Origin of the sequence: Myxococcus sp. CA040A, assembly GCF_013336725.1 — a bacterium.
GTDB classification, from domain to species: Bacteria; Myxococcota; Myxococcia; order Myxococcales; family Myxococcaceae; genus Myxococcus; species Myxococcus llanfairpwllgwyngyllgogerychwyrndrobwllllantysiliogogogochensis.
Genome location: NZ_JABUMR010000001.1, coordinates 1,676,360 through 1,700,104, shown reverse-complemented (window position 1 = coordinate 1,700,104; position 23,745 = coordinate 1,676,360). Strand labels below are relative to the sequence as shown.

Annotated in this window: 8 protein-coding genes; all 8 read left to right on the top strand. The window is 68.9% G+C overall.

The genetic code is table 11. The features are described 5' to 3' along the window. The first annotated feature begins 525 nt into the window (after positions 1-525). Positions 526-2,283 (top strand): B12-binding domain-containing radical SAM protein, encoded by a 1,758-nt coding sequence (locus tag HUA75_RS06815; RefSeq protein WP_174485843.1) that lies wholly within the window; start codon positions 526-528, stop codon positions 2,281-2,283. 6 nt (positions 2,284-2,289) lie between these two features. Beyond that, positions 2,290-3,435 (top strand): acyl-CoA dehydrogenase family protein, encoded by a 1,146-nt coding sequence (locus HUA75_RS06810; protein ID WP_174485842.1) that lies wholly within the window; start codon positions 2,290-2,292, stop codon positions 3,433-3,435. A gap of 15 nt (positions 3,436-3,450) precedes the next feature. After that, the gene (locus tag HUA75_RS06805) at positions 3,451-5,025 is read left to right on the top strand and encodes an amino acid adenylation domain-containing protein (protein ID WP_174485841.1); all 1,575 of its coding nucleotides are present in this window, start codon (positions 3,451-3,453) and stop codon (positions 5,023-5,025) included. A gap of 82 nt (positions 5,026-5,107) precedes the next feature. Then, positions 5,108-5,407: an acyl carrier protein gene (locus HUA75_RS46495; protein WP_174485840.1), complete on the top strand. Its 300-nt coding sequence runs from the start codon at positions 5,108-5,110 to the stop codon at positions 5,405-5,407. Then, positions 5,407-7,227, top strand: coding sequence for a condensation domain-containing protein (locus HUA75_RS06795; protein ID WP_174485839.1), 1,821 nt, complete (start codon positions 5,407-5,409; stop codon positions 7,225-7,227). The genes HUA75_RS46495 and HUA75_RS06795 overlap by 1 nt, the downstream gene beginning before the upstream one ends. A 30-nt stretch (positions 7,228-7,257) precedes the next feature. Beyond that, positions 7,258-8,421 (top strand): zinc-binding alcohol dehydrogenase family protein, encoded by a 1,164-nt coding sequence (locus HUA75_RS06790; RefSeq protein ID WP_174485838.1) that lies wholly within the window; start codon positions 7,258-7,260, stop codon positions 8,419-8,421. Continuing rightward, entirely contained in the window at positions 8,418-17,243 is an 8,826-nt protein-coding gene (locus tag HUA75_RS06785; RefSeq protein WP_174485837.1) for a non-ribosomal peptide synthetase/type I polyketide synthase, read from the top strand. Before HUA75_RS06790 ends, HUA75_RS06785 begins: the two co-directional genes overlap by 4 nt. Continuing rightward, entirely contained in the window at positions 17,244-23,741 is a 6,498-nt protein-coding gene (locus tag HUA75_RS06780; protein ID WP_174485836.1) for a type I polyketide synthase, read from the top strand. It abuts the gene before it with no gap. The last annotated feature ends 4 nt before the right edge of the window (positions 23,742-23,745 follow it).

Genomic DNA, 23,745 nt, shown 5'->3' with positions numbered 1-23,745 from the left:
GACATGAGAGTGAACGAGCAACTCTCGACGCAGGTATCGATTCATGCGGCTCCTTTCGAGGGAACACGGCCTATACCAATCGCTCACATTGAGACCTATCGAAATCCATCCCATCCACACGAATCCCCGCGCAATCACTGCCTCCCGAAAGCTGACGCGTCAGCCAGATGTTTTGACGTGTCAAAGCCAGCGCCTGACACGTCAAGGCACGTCGACCCGGCAGGTCGGACAGGCCCGGGCGGCGCCGCGGCCATCCACCGCTCCCCGGCCCGCACTCCCGATGGACCCCGCATCCCACCTGTGAGCGCTCGGACACTCCTGCCCTCCCCGCACACGCCACGTTCTCCTCACAACTCACGCGCGCCGCCTCGCTCTCAGATTCAGCGAGAATTCCGGAATTCACTGTCCTGAAAGAAGCGCACGTCCCAGACCCGGGGACGAACGACTTTCACCGGTCACCCGTCCATTCTCGGCGGCGTTCAAAGACAGGCTTCATCGCAGCTCCACCCCCGGAGAACGCTGCTCATGAGCACGTCGTCCAGTACGCTACGAGCAGACCTCTTTCTCCTGCACGCGCCCAGCGTGTATGACTTTCGTGAGCGCGACGACCTGCTGTTCGCCTATCTCAGCGACTCGGACAGCGTCAACGTCACGTCCATCTACGAGATGTACCCCATCGGGTTCTTCTCCATGCAGGAGCACCTGCGCAAGCACGACCTGTCGGTGAAGATCGTCAACGTCGCGGCGCTCATGCTCAAGCACCCCGAGCTCGACGTGGACCAGTTGCTCGGGCGGCTTGAGGCCCCGGTCTTCGGGTTGGACCTGCACTGGATGGCGCAGTGCCACGGCACCATCGAGCTGGCCAAGCGCATCAAGCTCGTCCACCCCGACGCGGTCATCATCTGCGGTGGCATCTCCGCGACGTTCTACGCGGAGCAGCTCATCCAGTATCCGGAGATCGACATCGTCGTGCAGGGCTACGACACCCTGGAGCCCGTCCGACGCCTGGTGGAGACCATCAAGTCCGGCGAGCGGCGCCTCGTGGACATCCCCAACCTCCTCTACAAGCGCCGCACCCAGCAGGTGGAACGCACCGGCTTCAGCCACAAGCCCGCGACGAACTACAACGACGCCACGGTCGACTGGTCCTACTACCGCGACGCCGTGGACGACGTCGCGACCACCAAGCTCATCATGACGCTGCCCAACACCGGCTGCGCCTATGACTGCCCCTGGTGCGGCGGCTCGCGGTCCGCCTATCGCAACATCATGGGCGTCAAGAAGACGCTCATCTCCAAGGACCACTCGCGCATCGTCGACGAGCTGAAGTCCATGGGCCCCGCCGCGGCGACCACGGGCATCTACGCGCTCCAGTGCTACTCGGAGACGCGCCCGCGCTTCCACGAGTACCTCGACGCCGTGAAGCAGAGCGGCTACCGGCAGCTCTTCGTCGAGCAGTTCCACCTCACCCCGGACGAGACGCTGAAGAAGATGGGGGAGTCGAGCCAGTCGTACATCATGCTGTCCCCCGAGTCGCATGACCCGGTCATCAGCAAGCTCGCCGGGCGCGGCACGTACACCATGGAGCAGATGGAGGCGTGGATTCCTCGCGCCCTCGACGCGGGCATCGCCGGCGTCATGATCTGGTTCTTCATCGGCATGCCCCAGCAGACGCCGCAGTCCATCTTTGACACGGTGGACTACAGCATCCGGCTGATGGAGAAGTTCCAGGGCCAGCGCGTCCTGCCGCTTTTGTGCCCCATGGTCCCCTTCCTCGACCCGGGCTCGCGCTTCTTCGTCGAGCCCGAGCAGCACGGCTACCGCATCTTCCACCGCACCCTGGAAGAGCACCGCCAGGCCATGGTGGAGCCGCTCTGGCACCGGCGCCTCAACTACGAGACGCGCTGGCTGTCCCGCAAGCAGCTCCAGGACACGACGTACAGCGCGGTCGCCGCGCTCGTTCGCGCCAAGGGCCAGGCGGGAGTCCTCCCTCGCGCCATCAGCCAGAGCATCCTCACCGCCATCTCCGACACCCAGGAGCTGCTCGCGGACATGGAACGCGCCATCACCCTGGATGGCGCCCTGCCCTCGTCCCTGCGCGACGTCATCCGCGCCTACAACCGCCGCGTCCTCTCGTACTCCAGCGATCAGATCATCCCCATCCAGCGCCCCTTCGGAGGCCGCTGGTTCGACGACTTCACCGTCCCCCCGGAGCTGCTCGCCCAGGTCATGTCACCGCGTCCACGGGCCCCCGTGCCCGCGCTCACGGGAAGCGGAGGCTGAGCCGTCATGGACTTCGCGTGGACACCCGACGAGCGGCGGATGAAGGCCGCGGCGGTCGCCTTCGGCCGCGAGCGCCTCGACTTCGACGTCGTCACCCTCGACGCCGAGGGCACCTTCAACCGCGAAGGGTGGCACCGGCTCGCCAGCTTCGGTGCCGCGGGCTTTCCCATTCCGCGCCGGTATGGCGGCGCGGAGCACCCGGTGCCCATCACCGCCCAGGCGCTGGAGGGGCTCGGGTACGGCTGCGCCGACAACGGGCTGCTCTTCGCGCTGGGCGCCCACCTGTGGGCCTGTGCGCTCCCCATCCTGCTCTTCGGCACGGAGGCGCAGAAGGAGCGCTACCTTCCGGCGCTCGCACGCGGAGAGATGCTGGGGGGCCACGCCATGACGGAGCCCGAGGCCGGCTCGGACGTCGCCGCCCTCCAGACCACCGCGACGCGCAAGGGCGAAGGCTACGTCCTCCAGGGCCGCAAGGTCTTCGTCACCAACGGCCCCGTGGCGGACATCCTGCTCGTCTTCGCCACCGTGGACGCCTCACGGGGACGCGACGGCCTGACGGCCTTCCTCGTGGAGAAGGGCCAGCCCGGGCTCCACGTGGAGCGCACCGTCCCGAAGATGGGCCTGCGCACGGCGAGCATGGGCGAGCTGCGGCTCGACGACTGCGAGGTCCCCGCGAGCAACCGCCTGGGTGAAGAGGGCGGCGGGCTTGCCCTCTTCTCGCAGATGATGGAGTACGAGCGCGGCCTCATCCTCGCGCCCGCGCTGGGGGCGATGGAGCGCACGCTGGAGCGTTGCATCCGCCGCGCCCGTGAGCGCCAGCAGTTCGGCAGGCCCATCGGTGGCTTCCAGGCCATCTCCAGCAAGCTGGTGGAGATGAAGCTGCGGCTGGAGACGGCGCGGGGCCTCTTGTACCGCTTCGCCTGGCTCAAGCAGCAGGGCCGCTCGGCCATGTTCGAAGCCTCCCTCGTCAAGCTCCACGTCAGCGAGTCCTGGGTCCAGACGAGCCTGGAGGCGGTGCAGCTCCACGGAGGGCTGGGCTACCTCACCGAGACGCAGTTGGAGCGGGAAGTGCGTGACGCATTGGGGAGCCGGATTTTCTCCGGCACCTCGGAGCTCCAGCGAGAGCTCGTGGCCCGCTCCATGGGCCTGTGACGGAGAACCACAGCCATGTTGTTCCAGTATCTTGAAGACAGCGCCAGGGCCCACTCGGCCCGGATCGCCGTCATCGACGGAGAGCGGACCTACTCCTACGAAGAGCTCGAGGCGGCGTCGAATCAGATGGCCCGCACGCTCAGGAACCAGGGCATCGGCCGGGGCGACCGCGTGGGCCTGCACCTCGACAAGTCCCTGGAGGCCATCATCGGTCTCTTCGGCATCCTGAAGGCCGGTGCCGCCTACGTCCCCATCGACCCCGCCTCGCCCGAGTGGCGGCTGAATTTCATCGCCCGGGACTGCGCGCTCTCGGGTGTCATTTCCATCCCCACCTGGCATGCCTCCCTGCGCGCCGTGGAGAGTCTGCGCTGCATCATCCTGGTGGAGGCCCGCCCGACGAACACGCTCCGCGTCCCCCAGGAACAGGGCGCCCCCGTGACTCTCACCTGGGCCGACGTGCGAGCCCAGTCCAGCGCCCCGGTGGAGCCGCTCGCCGAGTCCTCACCCGAGGACCTCGCGTACATCCTCTACACCTCCGGCTCCACGGGTCAGCCCAAGGGCGTCATGCTCAGCCACCGCGCCGGGCACGCCTTCGTCGACTGGGCCTTCAGCGTCGCGGGAGTGCGCCCCGGGGACCGTGTCTCCAGCCACGCGCCCCTCCACTTCGACCTGTCGGTCTTCGACGTCTTCGCGACCGCGAAGGGCGCCGCGACACTCGTGCTCGTCCCCACCTCGCTCTCCGTCTTCCCTCGCGAGCTGGCGGACTTCATCGCGTACAAGCACATCGCCATCTGGTACTCGGTCCCCTCGGTGCTCACGCAGTTGGTGGCCCGGGGCGAGCTGTCGCGGCACGGCTTTCCGAACCTGCGCACCGTGCTCTTCGCCGGTGAGGTCTTCCCGCTCAAGTATCTGCGCCAGCTCGTCCTCACCCTGCCCAGGCCGCGCTACCTCAACCTCTACGGCCCCACCGAGACGAACGTCTGCACGTTCCACCTCGTCACCCCCGCGGACCTCGCGCGCTCCGAGCCCCTGCCCATTGGCCAGGTCTGTTGTGGGGACGAGGTCTTCGTCATCCGCGATGACGGCATCCTCGCGGGAGCTGGCGAAGAAGGGGAGCTGTGCGTCGCGGGCCCCACGCTGATGAGCGGGTACTGGGGCATGGAGGAGCGCACACGTCAGGTGCTCGGGCCCATTCCGGGCCACGCCTTCGCCTATCGGACCGGGGACCGCGTCATCCGGGAGAGCGGCGGCGCGCTGTGCTTCCTGGGCCGCAGGGATGACATGGTCAAGGTCCGGGGTCACCGCATTGAACTGAGCGCCGTGGAAGAGGTGCTCCTGCGCCATCCGGATGTCGAGGAGAGCGCGGCGCTGACACTCCCGGACGATCTCACTGGCAATGAGCTGCGCGCGTTCGTCGTGCTGCGCGACAACGCGAGCACCAGTCCGCAGGACCTGCGACAGCACTGCGCCAACTACCTTCCCCGCTACATGGTCCCCACGCGCATCGACGCGTGTGAAGCCCTGCCGAAGACGACGACAGGAAAGAAAGACAAGGTCCGGCTCCAGGAGCAGGCACGACAGCTCGTGTGAGCCCTCTCTCGAAGACAGTGTTTGCCTCATCGGGTCACCGACCCGAGGGGATTCGTATTCCCTGAAGCCGGAGTGAGCGTCCGTGAACGAGCCAGTGGCGAGCTACACCGAAGAGCAGGTCGCGCAAATCATCCGCGCCCACATCGACCAGGAGTTCCTCTTCCGGACCAAGGACTCCGGACTGGCTGATGACGACAGCCTCATCGCGCGCGGAGTCATCGACTCGATGGGCATCTTCCGCCTCGTCAACTTCCTGGAGCAGCGGTTCGAGATTTCCGTCAGTCCGCCCGACATCGTGATGGAGAACTTCCGCAGCCTCCAGGCCATCCGGGCGTTCACCGTCACGCGGCTTCGCGGCCGTGACGGGCAGGAGACCGACTGATGCATCCGGACATCTGGAGGGCCTTCCAGCAGCTGCATGCGCTGCGCTCGGAGGCTCCACCGCTGGTCCTGCGCGAGCACATCGAGGACCCTCCCGCGTCCTTTCAGCAGGAGCGCCTGTGGTACCTGGACCAGGCGAACCCGGGCGGCTCGGCGTACCACCTGCCCGTGGCCTTCCGTCTCTCCGGTCCGCTGGACTGGCGAGCGCTGCGTCTGGCCCTGGAGGCGCTCGAACACCGGCACGAGTCCCTGCGAACCTCGTTCGACTCCAGCCGTGGCAAGGTCGTCCAGCGCGTCCGCGCGCCCGGCGCCTTCGTGCTCCCCACCGTCAGCCTGCGCGATGAGGCACAACGGCCCGAGCAACAAGAGGCCCGGCTGCGAGAGGCACTGGGTCGGGAGGCCTGGCGCCCGTTCGACCTCCACCGGGAGGCCCTGTTCCGCGCGACGCTGTTCGTCCTGGGCGCGCGGGAGCATGTCCTCCTGCTCAACTTCCACCACATCATCTACGACGGCTGGTCCCAGGACGTGCTCTTCCGGGACCTCTCGGAGCTGTACACGGCCTTCCACGAAGGCGGCTCCGCGCCCCTGCCGGAGCTGGACGTGCGTTGCACGGACCATGCGCTCTGGCAGCGCAAGTGGCTCCAGGGCAGCGCTCGCGAAGCGCTTCAGGCGTACTGGCGGGAGCACCTGAAGGAACGGCTGCACGGCCCCCGCCTCGCCTCGCGGACGCGGGCTGGCAACGTGACCGCACCGGGCCTGCGCGAGCTGGGACGGCTGCCCATCACGCTCTCTCCAGAGCTCTCCAACGCCATCCTCCAGTTCACCCGGGAAGCGGGCGCCACCGTCTACATGGTGCTGCTCGCCGCGTTCCACGTCCTGCTGCATCGGCACTCCGGCGGGCAGGAGCGGCACTTCGTGTGCAGCCCCATCGCCAATCGTCCGCAGGCGGAGACCGAGCGCCTCATCGGCTACTTCGTCAACCTGCTGGTGTTGCCGGCGGACCTGCGCGGTGACCCGAGCTTCCAGCAACTGCTGGAGCAGGTGCGCGGTGTCGTGGCGGGCGCGCTGGCGCACCAGGACCTCCCCGTGCAGCTCCTCGACGGAGTCGACCTGGGCGGCGAGCCCTTGTCACAGGCCCTCTTCGCCTTCGAGAACACCCCTCGCTACCCGCTCCAGCTCACGAAGCTCGACGTCGCTCCCGTCGAGCTCGAAGGCGGCACGTGTGACTTCGACCTGTTCCTCGCGCTTCACGAGGAGAAAGGCGTCATCTCGGGCACGCTCAAGTTCTCCCGCCAGCGCTTCGAGACGGATGAGGCGGCGAGGCTGCTCCGCGACTTCGAGACCATCCTGAGCCGGGCCGTATCCGCGCCGGGGCAGGCGCTCTCGGCCTTCCTTCCCGACCTCGTCGTGCCCCGCGCCGACACGCCGCCGGAGCCCATCACCCCGGAGCCCGCACGTGCTCCGCTTCCGCCACCGTCCACGGACGTGCTCGCGGCGCTGGGGGCGGCCAGGCCTGAGCAGCGCCGGGCCCTGATGAGGGAATACCTGCGGGGCACGGTCATCCGCGTCGCGCTCCGGGGACAGACGCCGGACGTCGCGTTCCAATCCCTCCAGGAGCTCGCGCTCGACTCGCTCCGGCTCATCGAGCTGACGGGACGAATCCGCACTGAGCTGTCCATCGACATGCCCGTCTCCCACTTCTTCGAGGCGACGAGCGTGGACGTGCTGGCGGACGAGCTGCTCACGCGGTGGCTGCGCGCGCAGTTGACGGAGCCCCGAGCCCCCGCGGTCGGTGGGCGACGAGAGCTTCTCACGCTGTAGCCACACCACGCGCACAGGGGGATTCCAAACATGAGCTATCAAGCCGACGCCTGGGTCATTCGCGAGGGTGGCACCGATGAGCCACGGCGCGCCCGACTGACGCGCACGCGCGTCACCGTCGACGCCATCCAGGAAGACGAGGTCCTCGCGGCGCCGCTCTACGGCTGCTGGGAGGGAAACAACGAGCACGCGCTCGAACGAAAGCCCATCGACATCTGCAAGGTCCGCCAGGAGCAGGAGATCGTGCTCGGCAACGCGGGCGTCGTCCGGGTGCTCGAGACAGGCAGGGGTGTCACCCAGGTCCAGGGCGGCCAGCTCGCGATGATGTTCCCGAGCGGGGAGACGGATGCCTACGGCTACACCGTGAAGGCCCTGGGCTACGAGGCCCCGCGACAGATGGGCTGCATGGCCACGCTGATGAAGCTCAAGGGCCGGCAGGTCATTCCCATTCCGGAGAACACACGGCACTCGCTGGCGCAGTGGGCGGCCTTCAGCGTCCGCTATGTCACCGCGTGGGCGAACTGGCGCGTCGCTTCGGCGGTCTTCCGAACCCAGATGACGGAGCAGGAGTGCCCGTCGCCGCATGTCTGGGGTTGGGGCGGAGGAACGACGCTCGCGGAGCTGGCGCTCGCCAGACTCCAGGGCTGCCGCGTCGTCATGCTGTCCGGCGCGCACCGGCACCTGGATGAGATTCGAGGAGCGGGCCTGGAGGTCATCGACCGGCGCGCCTTCAGCGGCTTGAGCTACGAGCCGGAGCGCTGGGATTCCGACCCGGATTACCGCGCCCGCTATCAGGCCGCGGAGGCCGGGTTCCTCGCGGAGGTCTCTCGTCGCACCGACGGAGAGATGGTCCACCTGTTCCTCGACTACATCGGCACGCCCGTCTACCGGGCCACCATCAAGGCCCTGGCCCGACAGGGTGTGATTGCCACCGCCGGCTGGAAGGAAGGCATGTCCATCTCCCTCTTGCGCGCCCGCGAGTGCATCACCCGGCATCAGCACATCCACACCCACTACGCGCGCTATCAGGAGGGCGTGGACGCGGTGGCCTTCGGAGAGGCCCACGGCTGGATGCCCGACGTCGGCCCGCGCATCCACACCTTCGACGAGCTGCCCGAGCTGGCGGAGGCGTACCGCGCCGGTCACACCAACTACTTCCCCTGCTTCACCATCAACGAGGAGGGGAAGACTTGAGTCGGGACAGCGGGGTGACGGCACTGCTCACGCGCCTCTTCGACCTGGGGATTCGTCTCTGGGTGGAGGGCGGAAGGCTCGCGGTGGATGCACCGGAAGGCGCGCTCACCGCCGACCTGCGCGCGGAACTCTCCGCACGCAAGGCGGAGCTCATCGCGCTGCTCGACGACAGCATGGGGGATGCACGCGCGGCGGAGCTGCCCGCGCTCATCTGCCGCCCCGAGGAACGGGACGAGCCCTTCCCGCTCACCGACATCCAGCAGGCCTACTGGGTCGGCCGTGGCGGCGACTTCGAGCTGGGCGCGGCCATCCACGTCTACGTCGAGATAGACAGCGAGACGCTGGACCCCGCGCGCTTCGGTGAAGCGTGGCGACGCCTCATCCAACGCCACGAGATGCTCCGCGCCGTCGCCCTGCCCGACGGGACGCAGCGCATCCTCCGCGACGTCCCCGACTACGAAGTGGCCGTCGAGGACTACCGCGCGCTGTCCCCGGAGGAACGTCAGCGCCGCCTGGACGCCCACCGAGAGCGGCTGGCGCAGCAAATCCTGCCGCTCGACACCTGGCCCCTGTTCGAGATTCGCGCGGTGCGGCTGGAGGAAGGCCACCGGCTCTACTTCAGCATCGACTGCACCTTCGTCGACTCGTGGAGCGTGCAGGTCCTCTTCCGGGAGCTCATCCAGCTCTACGCCGACCCGGACGCGACGCTGGACCCGCGCGAGCATGGCCAGTCGTTCCGCGACTACGTCCTGGCCACGCGCGCCCTCCAGGAGACGGAGCTCTACCGTCGCTCGGTGGATTACTGGCGCGGAAGGATTGCCACCCTGCCCCCCGCGCCCGACCTGCCCAGGGTCCAGCAGGTGGGTGCGCCCCGTCATCCGCACTTCGTGCGCCGTGAAGCCCGCATCGAGCGAGCACGTTGGGAGCGCCTGGTGGAGCGCGCACGCGAGCTTCAGCTCACGCCCACGGGGCTGCTGCTCGCCTGCTACGCGGAGGTCATCGCCCACTTCAGCAAGAGCCCGCACTTCACGCTCAACGTGCCGCTCTACAACCGACTTCCCCTGCACGAGGACGTGGGGAAGATGGTGGGGACCTTCTCCTCGTTCCTGCTCGTCGAAGTGGACCACCGCGCGGGCGGTACCTTTCAGCAGCGTGCCCGAGCGCTCCAGGAGCAGCTCTTCAAGGACTTGGAGCACCGCTACATCGGCGGGGTGGAGATCCTCCGCCAGATGTTCCGCGAGCGCGGGAAGATCAGCGGCGCGTTGATGCCCGTGGTGCTCACCAGCTTCGCCAGCGGCGTCGAGGGCTGGGACTCCTGCTGGGTGGACCACCTGGGCCGCGCCTTCGGCCGTGTCGTCCACTCCGTCACGCAGACGCCGCAGGTGTGGATTGACCACCAGCTCGTCTTCCAGGACGGCGGCGTGTTCTACAACTGGGACGCCGCGGATGAGCTGTTCGCTCCGGGCCTCCTCGACGCGATGTTCGCGTCCTACCAGCGGCTCATCGACCGGCTCGTGGACGAGCCCGACGTCGTCCACGAAAAGCCCCTGCGCCTGTCCGCGCCCCAGGTCGCCGCCGGACCACGGCGTGACGGCGAACGCTCCGAACGCCTGTTGCACTCGCGCTTCGTGGAGCAGGCCACCGCACAGCCCGACCGGCCCGCGGTCATCGCCCCCGGACGCACGCTGAGCTACGGCGAGCTGCTGCAGAGGTGCACCGCGCTCGCCCACGCGCTCACCCAGGCGGGCGCGCGGAAGAACCACCCCGTGGCCGTGGTGATGGAGAAGGGCTGGGAGCAGGTGGTGGCCACCCTCGCCTGCTCCATCGCCGGCGCGCCCTATCTCCCCATCGACGCGGGTGTTCCCGGGGAGCGACTGAAGCAACTCCTCGAGGACAGCACCTGTGAGCACCTCGTCACCCAGCCATGGCTGGAGCCGCGCCTCGAATGGCCCGCCACCCCACGACGCTTCACGGTGGAGCCCCTGGAGCCGACCTCTGGCTTTGCGTTGCCAGTGGCCCCGGTTCAGGGCGCGGATGACCTCGCGGTCATCATCTACACGTCCGGCTCCACGGGTCGCCCCGGTGGAGTGATGCTCGCACACCGAGGGCTCGTACACGCGCTCGACGAGACGCTGCGCGAGTTCTCCATCGGTCCAGAGGACCGGGTCCTGGCGCTGACGGCCCTGAACCACGACATGTCGATGTTCGACGTGTTCGGGATGCTGTCTGCGGGCGGCGCCATCGTCTTCTGCGAGGCCACGGCGCGGAAGGAGCCCGCGCGCTGGGCAGAGCTTCTGCGCACCGAGCGCATCACCGTCTGGAACTCGGTCCCTGGAATGATGGAGATGCTCCTGGCCCACGCCAGCGGGCGTCCCGAGCCGCTCGCTCCCGCGCTGCGCCTCGCCTTTATGGGCGGCGATTGGATTCCCCTGGACCTGCCCGAGCGACTCCGCGCGCTCGTGCCGGGTGTGCAACCCGTCAGCGTGGGTGGGCCCACCGAGACGAGCCTCTGGAACATCTGGTTCCCCATCGGGAAGGTCGACCCCGACTGGAAGAGCATCCCCTACGGCCGGCCCATCGCGGACACCCGCTACCACGTCATGGACGAGACGCTCAGGGAGCGTCCCCTGTGGGTCCCCGGCGAGCTGTGCTGCTCGGGCGTCGGCGTGGCCCATGGCTACTGGCGCAACGAGGCCCGCACGAGAGAGCGGTTCGTCACTCACCCCGTGACGGGCGAGCGCCTGTACCGCACCGGCGACCTGGGACGACTGCTGCCAGACGGCACCGTCGAGATTCTAGGCCGCGTCGACTTCCAGCTCTCCATCCTCGGCCATCGCGTCGAGCCCGGTGAAATCGAGGCCGCGCTCCGACTCCACCCGGAAGTCTCCGCCGCTGTCGTCGTGGCGGATGGAGACCGCCACGCGCCTCGCCTCCTCGCCTACGTGGTGCGGCGCGCGGGCGCCACGCTGTCTCAGGAGCCGTTGCGACGCTTCCTCGGGGAGCGCCTCGCGGACCACATGGTCCCCTCCATCGTGGTGTTCCTGGAGCAGCTCCCGCTCGGCCCCACGGGCAAGGTGGACCGCGCCGCACTGCCCAGGCCGGAGGCCCTGCGAGTCCTCACCGAATCGCGTACCGATGACGGAGCGCCCGCGCACGAAGCCGAGGCCGCGCTGGCCGCCATCGTCCGCGACGTCCTTCAACTCCCGGAGGTGGAGCGGAGGAAGAACTTCTTCGAGCTGGGCGCCAACTCCGTCCACCTCGTGCGCATCAACGCCCGCATCCGGCAGGAGCTGGGCGCGGACATCCCCACCGTGGAGCTGTTCCAGAACGCGAACCTCGCCGCGCTGGCCGCGCACCTGGGACGGGTGCGACGCGGAGACACTGGTGGCCCCTCTCAGCGGGTGACCCAGGCCCGCGCGGACACCCTCGAGCGAAGCCCCATCGCCATCATCGGCATGAGCGCTCGGCTCCCGGGCGCGCCTGATGTGGAGGCCTACTGGAAGAACCTCGTCGAGGGCGTCGAGTCGGTGCGCTTCTTCACGGACGAGGAGCTGCGGGCGCAGGGCCTTGCCCGGGAGATGATTGGCAATCCGCACTACGTGAAGGCGGGCGCGGTCCTCGACGACATCGCCGGCTTCGACGCGGACTTCTTCGGGCTCACCGCTCGCGAGGCGCTGCTCACGGACCCGCAGCAACGGCTGTTCCTCGAATGCGTGTGGGAGTCACTGGAGCGCGCGGGCTACCGCCCTGACGCGACGGGAAAGAAGGTCGGCGTCTTCGCCGGCAAGAGCCTGAGCAACTACATCTACCCCGAGCTCGACCTCACCCAGCCCCTGCCCTACTTCCAGCGGCTGTTCGGCAACGACAAGGACTTCGTCGCCACACAGGTCTCCTACAAGCTCAACCTCACGGGCCCCAGCATCACGCTGCAGACGGCCTGCTCGACGTCGCTCGTCGCGGTGACGCTCGCCTGCCAGTCCCTGTGGAACCGCGACTGCGAGATGGCCCTCGCGGGCGGAGTCTCCATCAAGGTGCCCCACCACCTGGGATATCTCGCGGAGCCCGGCTCCGGGATGTTCTCCCCTGACGGCCACTGCCGCCCCTTCGATTCCCAGGCGCAAGGCATCCTCCCCGCGAGCGGCGCGGGGGTCGTGGTGCTCAAGCGGCTCGATGAGGCGCTCGCCGACGGGGACGCCATCCACGCCGTCATCCTCGGCGCGGCGGTGAACAACGACGGCGGAGACAAGGTCGGCTTCTCCGCGCCGAATCGCGACGGACAGGCGGAGGTGATTGCTCGCGCCCAGGCGATGGCGGGCATCCCTCCGGAGACGGTCGGCTACATCGAGGCGCACGGCACCGGGACGCCGCTCGGAGATCCGATGGAGATCGCCGCGCTCACCCAGGCCTTCCGGCTGGGAACTCCGGCGAAGGGCTTCTGCGTGGTGGGCTCGGCCAAATCCAACTTTGGCCACCTGGACACCGCAGCGGGCGTGGCGGGGCTCATCAAGGCCGCGCTGACCGTGGAGCGAGGGCTCATCCCTCCCACCCTCCACTTCGAGCGCCCGAATCCCGCCATCGGCTTCGAGCAGACCCCGTTCTACGTCAACGCGCGGCTCCAGCCATGGCCGGAGGGTCCGCATCCGCGTCGCGCGGGGGTGAGTTCATTCGGCGTGGGCGGGACGAACGCGCACGTCGTGCTTGAAGCGGCGCCCAGGCGTGACACCTCGCCGTCCCGACGCCCCGTCCATGTGCTGCCGCTTTCAGCGCGCAGTCCTCGCGCACTCGAAGCCCTGGGCCGACGCTTCGAGCGCTTCCTCGCGAGCGCCTCTGACTCCGAGTTCGCGGACATCTGCTACACGGCGGGCCTGGTCCGGTCGCACTTCTCCCATCGACTGGCCGTCGTGGGACGCACCGCCGAGGAGCTGCGGGAGCGACTGCGAGCAAGCCTCGATGGAACCATGGCGCCGGGCGTGTCCCGAGGTCAGGCACAGTCCGATCAGCCCCCTCGCATCGCGTTCCTCTTCACCGGCCACGGAGCGCAGTACGAGGGCATGGGGCGAGCGCTCCATGACACGAGTCCCGTGTTCCGCGAGGCTCTGGAGCGGGTGGCGGCGCTGCTTCGCACGGAACTCGAAACACCCCTGCTCGCGGTGCTGTACGGGAGCGAGTCCCACCGACTCACGGAGCTGGCCTACGCCCAGCCCGCAATCTTCGCGGTGGAGTACGCGCTGACGGAGCTGTGGCGCTCGTGGGGCATCGAGCCTGACGCCGTCCTGGGACACAGCCTGGGCGAGTACGTCGCCGCGATGAACGCGGGTGTCTTCTCGCTGGAAGATGCCGTGCGACTGGTCTCAGCGCGCGGACGGCTCATGGAGCAGCTCGCGCTGGAGGGCGAGACCATCGTCGTCCTCGCGGACGAGGCTCGCGTCCGCGAGGCCCTGACGAAGCATGATGGACGCGCGTCCATCGGCTCCATCAACGCGCCCCAGAACGTGGTCGTGTCCGGTGAAGGACCCGCCGTGCGGCAGCTCACGGACGAGCTGGTGGCGCAGGGCATCGAGGTCAAGAAGCTGGAAGCCTCGCGCGCGGCCCACTCGCACCTGATGGACCCCATGCTGCCGGCCTTCGAGAAGGTCGCGAGGACCGTCACCTACCGTTCGCCCACGCGGGCCCTCATCTCGAACCTGACGGGCCGGCTCGCGGGAGCAGAGGTCGCGACGCCCGAGTACTGGGTGCGACACCTGCGTGAGCCCGTGCAGCTCGCGGAGGGGATGCGGACCCTGGCCGAACAGGGGACGCAGGTGTTCCTGGAGATCGGCCCGAAGCCGACCCTGGTCTGGATGGGGCGCGAGTGTCTGCCCGTGGCCCAGGCACAGTGGTTGTCGAGCCTGCGCAAGGGACATGAAGACTGGCACCAGTTGCTGGAGTGCCTGGCGGCGCTCTACACGCACGGCGCACCGGTGAGCTGGCGCGGCTACGAGCAGGCGGAGGCACGCCGACGCGTGGCGCTTCCCACGTACCCGTTCGAGCGACAGCGGTTCTGGTCCGACGAGGCCGGTCCGCGAAGCACCGCGCGCCGCGAAGACATCCGGACCACACATCCGCTGCTCGGAGCACGCGTGGCGGCGGCGACCCTGCAGCCGGGAGAGATGTTGTTCGAGTCGCGAGTCGGTGCCACCTCGCCCTCCTATCTGGGCGACCACCGCGCGCTCGGAACGGCCCTGCTGCCCGGCACAGCGTATCTGGAGCTGGCCCTCGCGGCCGGCGCCGTCGCCCTTCCGAATCAAGCGCTCGTCGTCGAGGACCTGGCGCTCGAACAGGCGCTCATCCTGCCGGAGCAAGGTGAAGTCACGCTCCAGACCGTGGTGAGAACCACGGGCGAGCAGGTGCTCTCCATCGAGGTCTTCCGACGCGAGGAGACCCACGAGGGAGAGTCCCGGTGGATACGCCATGCCTCCGGCAAGGTCCGGCCGACAGGCGCTGAGACGCTGGTGCCGACACGGCTCGAAGCCTCACTCCTTCAGCCTTCAGGCCTCGGGACGCAGCCTGGAGAAGCGCACTACACGCGAGCCCGAAAGCTCGGGGCGGAGTTCGGAGAGTCGTTCCGAGGCCTCGTCGAGCTGTGGAGTGACGACGCGGGAGCCTGCGCGCGCATCGAAGTCCCGGAGCAACTGCGCGACGAGCCCAAGCCCCATCACGTCCATCCCGCCGTGCTCGATGCATGCCTCCAGCTCGTCGGCGCGGTGGGCCCGGAGCTGAAGGAAGGCGAATGGATGCTGCCCGCGAGCTTCGGCCGGGTGCGCGTCCACCGAGCGTCACTGCCCAACAGGTTGGTGAGTCGGGTCATCCCCCGCTCGCCCCTCCTGACGGACGTCTTCGTCTACGACGAGGCAGGCGACGAAGTGCTCCGCGTCGAGGGCTTCGAGCTCAAGCGCGTCCGGGGAGAAGCCTTCCTCCAAGGCGCACGGCCGGGGCTCGAGGACGCGCTCTATGAGCCCGCCTGGCGCGAGCAACCTCGTCCCGTCAGCGAGGTCACCCATCGCCCCTCGACATGGCTCCTCATCGCGGACGAACAGGGTGTCGCCGAAGCCCTCCGTGCACGCGTGGAAGAGGATGGACGAGACGCCTGCGTCATCGCCCGCGTCGGCCCACGTTACGAGCGACATGAAGCCCATCGCTTCCAGCTCGACCCCACGAACCCAGAGCACTTCACGCGGTTGCTAGCGGAGCTGGCTCACGAAGAGCGCCCGTTGCGTCAGGTCACCCACCTGGGCTCGCTCGACGCGCCGTCCGACCAGGCACTCCAAACGGAGACACTGGGTGAGGACCTTCACCGGACCTGTGGCGGCGTGCTCCATCTCGTCCAGGCGTTGGTCGCGCGGAACGAACCCCCTCCGGTCCTCCAGCTCGTCACGCGAGGCGTCCAGGAAGGCAATCCTGGCACTGGCTCGCTGCTGTGGGGACTGGGGCAGGTCATCGCCCTGGAGCATCCGGAGCTGGGCTGTCGGCGGGTGGACCTCGCGCCGTCAACAGGGCCCGACGCAAGCCGCGAACTCCTCGCGGAGCTTCGCTGTGAGAGCCAGGAGGCGCAGGTCCGGCTCGAAGGTGGGTCACGACAGGTCGCACGGCTGCGCGTCGCGGAGGCATCTCGCGCGGAGGGCGCTCTGCGTCCCGATGCCACCTACCTCATCACCGGAGGCTTCGGGCGCCTGGGTCGTCTCGTCGCGCAGTCGATGGTCGACCGGGGCGCGCGTTCCCTGGCGCTCCTGGGCAGAAACGTGCCCCCCGGTGATGACGCGGGAATCGCCGCGCTCCGGTCCGCGGGCGCGCGCATCCTCTGCCTCGAAGCGGATGTGAGCTGTTTGGAGAGCGTGAGCGCGGCGCTCGACGAGGTGCGCGGGTTGCTTCCGCCACTTCGAGGCGTCGTACATGCGGCGGGCGCCGTCCACGATGGGCCTATGCGGACACAGTCGTGGGAGTCCTTCGCCCAGGTCCTTGCCCCCAAGGTCCAGGGAGCCTGGAACCTCCACACCGCGACCCGGGGACACACGCTCGACTTCTTCGTCCTGTTCTCCTCCGTGTCCTCCCTGCTGGGGAATGCGGGACAGGCGAACTACGCCGCGGCGAATGCCTTCCTGGATGGCCTGGCGCGACACCGCCGCTCGCTCGGCTTGCCGGGCCTGAGCGTCGCCTGGGGCCCGTGGTCCGGAGAGGGCACGGCCGCGAGCGACGTCTTCGCGGAGCGCCTGCGCAGACAGGGACTCGGCCTGCTCTCACCCATTCACGGCCTCACCGCGCTGCACCGGCTGTGGGCCCACGCGCGTCCCAACATCGCCGTCGTGCCCATCGACTGGAAACAGCTCAGCGGCACTGCGTCCTCCACGTTCCTCATGGAGCTTGTCAGCCGAGGTGACTCCCTCCGGAAGAGCGGCGCCGCGCAGCAGGGTTTCCGCCAGCGAATCGAGGCCGCGCCAGCGTCGGAGCAACAACCGCTCCTGCGAGCCCACGTGCGTGAGCAGGTGGCCGCGGTCCTGGGCCTGACTCCGTCCGCCGTCGGCGTCGACCGGGGATTGTTCGACCTCGGCCTGGACTCGCTCGGCTCGTTGGAGATTCGCAACCGTCTCCAGGCCTCGCTGCCCTGCACGCTGCCGTCCGTCGTGGTGTTCAAGCACCCGAGCGTCGACCAACTCACCACGTATCTCGCCACCGAAGTGCTGCGACTCGCCTCGGCGACACCCCGCCCTCAGCAGGAGGCCAGCGAGGAGTTGCCGCTCGACGAAGTGGTCCGCCGGTTGGAGCGAAAGCTCGAGGACATGGGCTAGATGAGCACATCAATTCCCAGTGGCGGTCAGGAAGCCCTCCTGCGGCGCGCACTGCGCAAGCTGGAGGAAACCGAGTCCAAGCTCCGCACCCTGGAGCGAGGCCAGCGCGAGCCCATTGCCATCATCGGAATGAGCTGCCGCTTCCCCGGCGGGGCCACGAGTCCCGAAGCGTTTCGTGAGCTGCTGGCTTCGGGGCGCGACGCCGTGCGCGACGTGCCCGTCGAGCGCTGGGATGCGGAGGCGCTCCATGACCCGGACCCGGATGCGCAAGGTGCGCTGACCGCGCGCAAGGGCTGCTTCATCGACCAGCCAGACCAATTCGACGCGGCCTTCTTCGGCATCAGTCCACGCGAGGCCGCGCGGATGGACCCGCAGCAACGGCTGCTGCTCGAAGTGAGCTGGGAGGCGCTGGAGCGAGCAGGCGTGGCGCCGGACTCGCTGATGGGAAGCGCAACCGGGGTGATGGTGGGCGTCGCCAGTCACGACTACTTCGAGATGTCCACGGGCGCGCCGGAGTCCATCGACGCCTATACGGGCTCGGGTACGGCGCTGAGCGTGGCGGCGGGGCGACTCTCGTACGTCCTTGGCTTGAGAGGGCCCGCGCTCTCCGTGGACACGGCCTGCTCGTCGTCCCTGGTCGCGGTCCACCTCGCCTGTCAGTCGCTGCGACTGGGCGAATGCAACCTGGCGCTCGCGGGCGGCGTGAGTCTGATGCTCGCCCCCATCCTCGCGATGATTGAGTCGCGCACGCGCATGCTCGCACCGGACGGGCGCTGCAAGACGTTCGACGCATCGGCGGATGGAGTGGTGCGAGGCGAGGGCTGCGGCGTGGTCGTGCTCGAGCGGCTGTCCGACGCTCAGCGGGCAGGCCATCGAATCCTCGCGGTCATCCGAGGCTCGGCGGTCAACCAGGACGGTCGCAGCGCGGGACTCACCGTGCCGAACGGCTCCGCGCAGGAGGCGGTCATCCGCAGGGCCCTGGAGCAGGCCGACCTCGCACCGAAGCAGGTCGGCTTCGTCGAGGCACACGGCACGGGCACCTCGCTCGGAGACCCCATCGAGGTGGAGGCCCTGGGCGCCGTGCTGTCCAAGGAGCGAGCGCCAGAAACCCCGCTGTTGATTGGCTCCGTGAAGCCCAACATCGGGCACCTGGAGGCGGCGGCCGGCATCGCGGGCTTGATGAAGCTGGTGCTCTCGCTGGAGGACGGCACCCTCCCGCCCCACCTCCACTTCACCACGCCCAACCCGCGCATCGCCTGGGACTCCCTCGGGGTGCGCGTCGTGACGGAGCCGACTCCCTGGCCGCTCATCGATGGCCGGCGCATCGGTGGAGTCAGCTCCTTCGGCTTCTCGGGAACGAACGCCCACGTCATCGTGGAGCAGGCTCCCGCGCGAGAGGAACAGCCCACCGCTCCCGAGCCCCCTTGGTCTCTCCTGACGCTGTCTGGCGCCACACCGGAGGCACTGGAAGCCCAGGTCGACCAATACCAGCGTCACCTCGCTCGGCATCCCGAGTTGCCGCTCGGCGACGTGGCCGCCACCGCGAACAGCGGACGCACCCACTTCCGTCACCGTGCCGCGTTCATCGCCCGGAGCACCGAGGAGCTCACGAGCCAGCTCCAGCGAGGGGAGTCCGTCATCCGAGGAGTCATCCCGGATGAGCCTCCGCGCATCGCCTTCCTCTTCAGTGGCCAGGGCGCCCAGTACGCGGGCATGGGCAAGGAGCTGTTCGCCTCCGAGCCGCGCTTCCGTGAGGCGCTGGAGCGCTGTGACGCCGTCCTCGCGTCGCGCCTGGAGCGTTCCCTCCTTTCGGTGCTCTTCGACGAGGACGCGGCGTCCACGCCGCTGTCCCGAACCGCCTACGCGCAGCCCGCGCTCTTCGCGCTCCAGTACGCGCTGGTTGAACTGTGGAAGTCCTTCGGCATCGAGCCGGCGGCGGTTTTGGGTCACAGCGTCGGTGAGCTCGCCGCGGCGTGTGCCGCCGGAGTCTTCTCGCTGGAGGACGGGCTGACGCTCGTCTCCGAGCGAGGCCGGATCATGCAGTCCCTCATGGACGAGGGACATATGGCCGCCATCTTCGCGGAAGGCACCGGGTCCCGGCTCCTCGACGTGTCCCACGCGTTCCACTCCCCGCTGATGGAGCCGATGCTGCAGGGCCTCGGAGCCGTCGCCGCGAGGCTTCGGACGACGGACCCTCGGGTCACCTTCATCTCCAGCGTGACGGGCCGGGCCATGGGCTCGGAGGTCACTCGACCTGACCACTGGGTCGGGCACGTGCGCAGCCCGGTGCGCTTCGCGGACGGAATGCGCGCGCTTCGTTCCACCGGCTGCGAGGTCTTCCTGGAGGTGGGCCCGGGGTCGGCGCTGCTCGACCTGGCGAAGGGCAACCTGCCAGACGACGGGGGCCTGTACCTGCCCAGCCTGATGAAAGGCTCGTCCGATTCACGCGGGCTCCTGGAGACACTGGCGCGGCTTCATGTGCGCGGTGCTCCCGTGCGGTGGGCGGCGCTCGAAGCCCGTGGAGCCCGGAGCCGAATCACCCTGCCGACGTACCCCTTCGAGCGCCGCCGCTACTGGCTCAAGGAGGAGACATTCCAGTTCCGGTCCGGCCGCACGCCAGCCTCCAGCGCGGCAACGACGACGCATCCCCTGTTGGGACATCGGCTGCACTCACCCGTACAGGGTCCTGAGGACGCCCACTTCGAGGCACACCTGGGACCTGCCTCGCCCCCGCTGCTGGGACAGCATCGCGTCTTCGGGCGCGCGGTGGTCCCCGCCACGGCCTTCATCGAGCTGGCGCTCGCGGCCGGACAGAGGACTCTTGGCGAGGGAGCCCTGCGCGTGGAGGCGCTGGAGCTCTCCCAACCACTCTTGCTTCCCGAAGAGGGCACCATCGTGGTGCACACCGTGCTCGCGCCCGAAGGTCCGGGACGGCGCGGGGTGCGCATCTTCAGCCGAGCCGAAGGTGCGTGGCGCCTCCACGTCACGTGCAAGGTTCGTCGCGAGGACTCACGCCGCCCCGAGGCCACGGTCGTCGTTCCTCCCGCGCGGGAAGCCCTGCTCTCCGTCGAGTCCCATTACCAGCGGACCCGCGAGCATGGCCTGGCGCTCGGCCCACTCTTCCGTTCCATCCAGTCGCTCTGGCGCACCGAGCGCGGAGGGGGTGCGCACGTCGTCCTTCCGAATCGAGCGGGGAACTACGTCCTGCACCCTGCCCTGCTGGATGCCTGTCTCCAGGCACTGAGTGTCGGTTTCGGTGACGCAGTGGAGGGCGAGGCGTGGCTGCCCGTGGGCCTGGAGCGACTGACGGTCCACGAGTCACCCCGCGAAGCCGCCTTCTGCGAGACGCAAGAGCGCCCCTCTCTCGGAAAGGGTCGCCTCCAGGTCGACGCGTGCCTTCGCGCGGAAGACGGCCGCGTGCTCGTCGTCGTCGAGGGCCTGGAACTGCGCCTCGCACGGCGCGAGGCCTTCCTGGGAGGACAGCCCGCCTCCGACTGGCTCTACACAGTCGACTGGCCTCTTGCGCCGCAGGTCGACGCCGAAGCCGACTTCATCCCCGCGCCGCGCATCCTCGGTGACGCCGTGCGCGAGGGCTTGGGCTCCATCATCCCCGAGGACGACGTCACGCGGTACACGGCGGTCCTCGGGCGGCTCGAAGCAGCGAGCCTCGGCTACATCCTCGCCGCGCTCCACCGACTGGGGGCGGGCTTCGAGCCCGGCCAGCGCTTCAGCACCCGCGAGTTGGCGGAGCGGCTCCGGGTCGCCCCGCCCCATCAACGCCTGCTCGGGCGACTGCTCGCCATTCTCTCCGAGGAAGGCATCCTGGAGCGCACCAACGAGGGCTGGCATGTCCTCCAGGAACTCCCGCACGCACGAGCGGAGCGACTGCTCACCGCCGAGGAGGACTCGTCTTCCACACGTGCCCAGCTCGCGATGCTGGAGCGCTGCGGAATGGAGCTCGCGGCCGTGCTTCGCGGAGAGCGTGACGCGCTCGATCTGCTCTTCCCCGATGGCAATCCAGACGCGGTGGCGGAGCTCTACCGAGGCACTCCGGTCATCCGAATGATGAACACCGTGGCGCAGCAGGTCGTCACACGCGCGCTCGCGGGCGCACCACCAGAGCGTCGGCTGCGCATCCTGGAGGTCGGCGCGGGAACAGGTGAAACCACGGCCTGGGTACTGCCGCGACTTCCCGCCGAGCGGAGCGACTACCTCTTCACGGACGTCTCCGCGTTCTTCACGGAGCGGGCTGCGGAGCGCTTCACGGACTTTCCCTTCGTCCGTTACGAGGTGCTGGACGTCGAGCGGACCCCGGTCGGCAAGGAGCGCTTCGACCTGGTGCTCGCATCGAACGTGGTGCACGCGACGCGGGATGCACGACGAACCCTGCGCAACCTCCGCGAGCTGTTGGCACCGGGAGGCACACTTGTCCTGCTGGAAGGGACCGTCGCGCTGCGCTGGGTGGACCTCACCTTCGGGCTCACGGACGGCTGGTGGCGCTTCGAGGACACCGCCCTGCGCACCGACTGCCCGCTTCTGCCACCAGCACGTTGGTGTGAAGTGCTCGAGGAAGAAGGCTTCGCTCACGCGGACATCGCCTCTCCGAGCGACACTCTTCCGCCCCTCCTGGGACAGCAGGCCGTCATCGTCGCGCAGACGCCTCGGACTCCGAAGGAGACTCGCGCAGCCGGAGCATGGCTCATCCTCGCGGACCGAGGGGGCGTGGGTCAGGCACTGGCCCATCAGCTCCAAGCCCAGGGAGGCGAGTGCTTCCTCGTTCACGAAACGGGGTCCGACATCGACCCTCGTTCCGCCGCCTCCCTTGCCCTGTTCCAAGCCAAGGTCGCCAACGTTCGGGGCGTCATCCACTTGTGGGCACTGGATGGAGCGTCCGCCGCCCACCTGTCCACGCAACAACTGCGCGAAGCCTCGAAGGCAGGCTGCGGCAGCGTCTTGCAGTGCGTCCAGGCGCTCACGCAGGGAACGCAGTCACCGCCTCCACCCCTGACGCTCATCACGAGAGGAGCCCAGCCCGCGGGCGGCGCGGTGCCAGGGGTGGCGCAGTCGACGCTCTGGGGGCTGGCCCGCGTGATTGCCCGTGAGCATCCGGAGCTGCGCTGCCGCATCATCGACCTGGAAGACGCGCCGACGTCCTCCGAGCCCGAGGCGTTGCTCGACGCGGTGCTGGACCCGAGCGACGAGCAGGAGTTCGCGCTGAGAGGCGCGGAGCGCAGGGTGGCCCGCCTCGTGCGCGCCGGCCAGCTCGCGCCAACGCACAGCGTGTCCATCCGCCCTGATGCCACGTACCTCATCACGGGTGGGCTCGGTGGACTGGGTCTGCTGACGGCACGCTGGCTCGTTGAGCGGGGAGCACGCCACCTCGCGCTCCTCTCGCGCAGGCCGCCGGGACCCGAAGCCCGGACGGCGATGGCGGAGCTCACGGCGCGAGGAGCCACCGTGCTGGGCCTGCCGTGCGACGTCTCGCGCGAAGAGTCGCTCACACAGGCACTGGCCGAGCTGGAGCGGCGCCTTCCGCCGCTGCGAGGCGTCTTCCACTCCGCGGGCGTGCTGGAGGATGGCGTCCTCTCGGGACTGAGCTGGGAGCGCTTCGCCACGGTGCTCGCGCCGAAGGTCGATGGAGCCTGGAACCTCCATGTGCTCACCCGGACGAAGCCCCTGGACCTCTTCGTCATCTACGGCTCGGCGACGTCGCTGCTGGGCGCCTGGGGACAGGCGAACCACACGGCCGCCAACACCTTCCTCGATGCCTTGGCCCACCATCGCCAGGCCCTCGGACTACCCTGCACCTGCATCGCCTGGGGCGCGTGGGAGGGAGTCGGCGCCGCGAACCGCGCGGAGGCAGGCACGCGCATGGGCGAGCTGGGCATGAGCACCATCAGCCCCGAGCGAGGCCTGGAGCTGCTCGAACGCATCCTCGCGTCCGGGGCCGCGCAGCTGGGTGTCATGCCCATCGTCTGGTCGGAGTTCGCACGGAAGGTCGGCGCCAGTCCCTATCTGTCGCGACTGCTCGCCGAGACGAAGGCGGAGCCGGAGCAGCCGGCGCGAGAGGGCCTTCTGGCACGCCTCCAGGTCGCCTCCGTGCACGAGCGACGGGTGCTGCTGGACGAGCACGTCCGGAGCCAGCTCGCGCGCGTGCTGGGCATGAGCAGCCTGGACTCCGTCGGTGGAGACCACCGCCTGTTCGACCTGGGCATGGACTCGCTCACGGCGGTCGAGCTGAAGAACCGGCTGTCCACGAGCCTCGAACGCCCGCTGCGCTCGACGCTCGTCTTCGACTTCCCGCGCATCGACGCGCTGGTGGAGCACCTGGGACGCGACGTGCTGGGAGTGCTCCCACCACCCGAGCCCGTGGCGGCTCCCCACCTCCCGCCCTCCTCGCCCCCGCCTCCCATTCCGCACGCCCAGGAGATTCAGGGCATGTCGGACCAGGAGCTGGAGGCGCTCATCACCCATGAGTTCCAACTCGTTTCCCGTTGAGGCA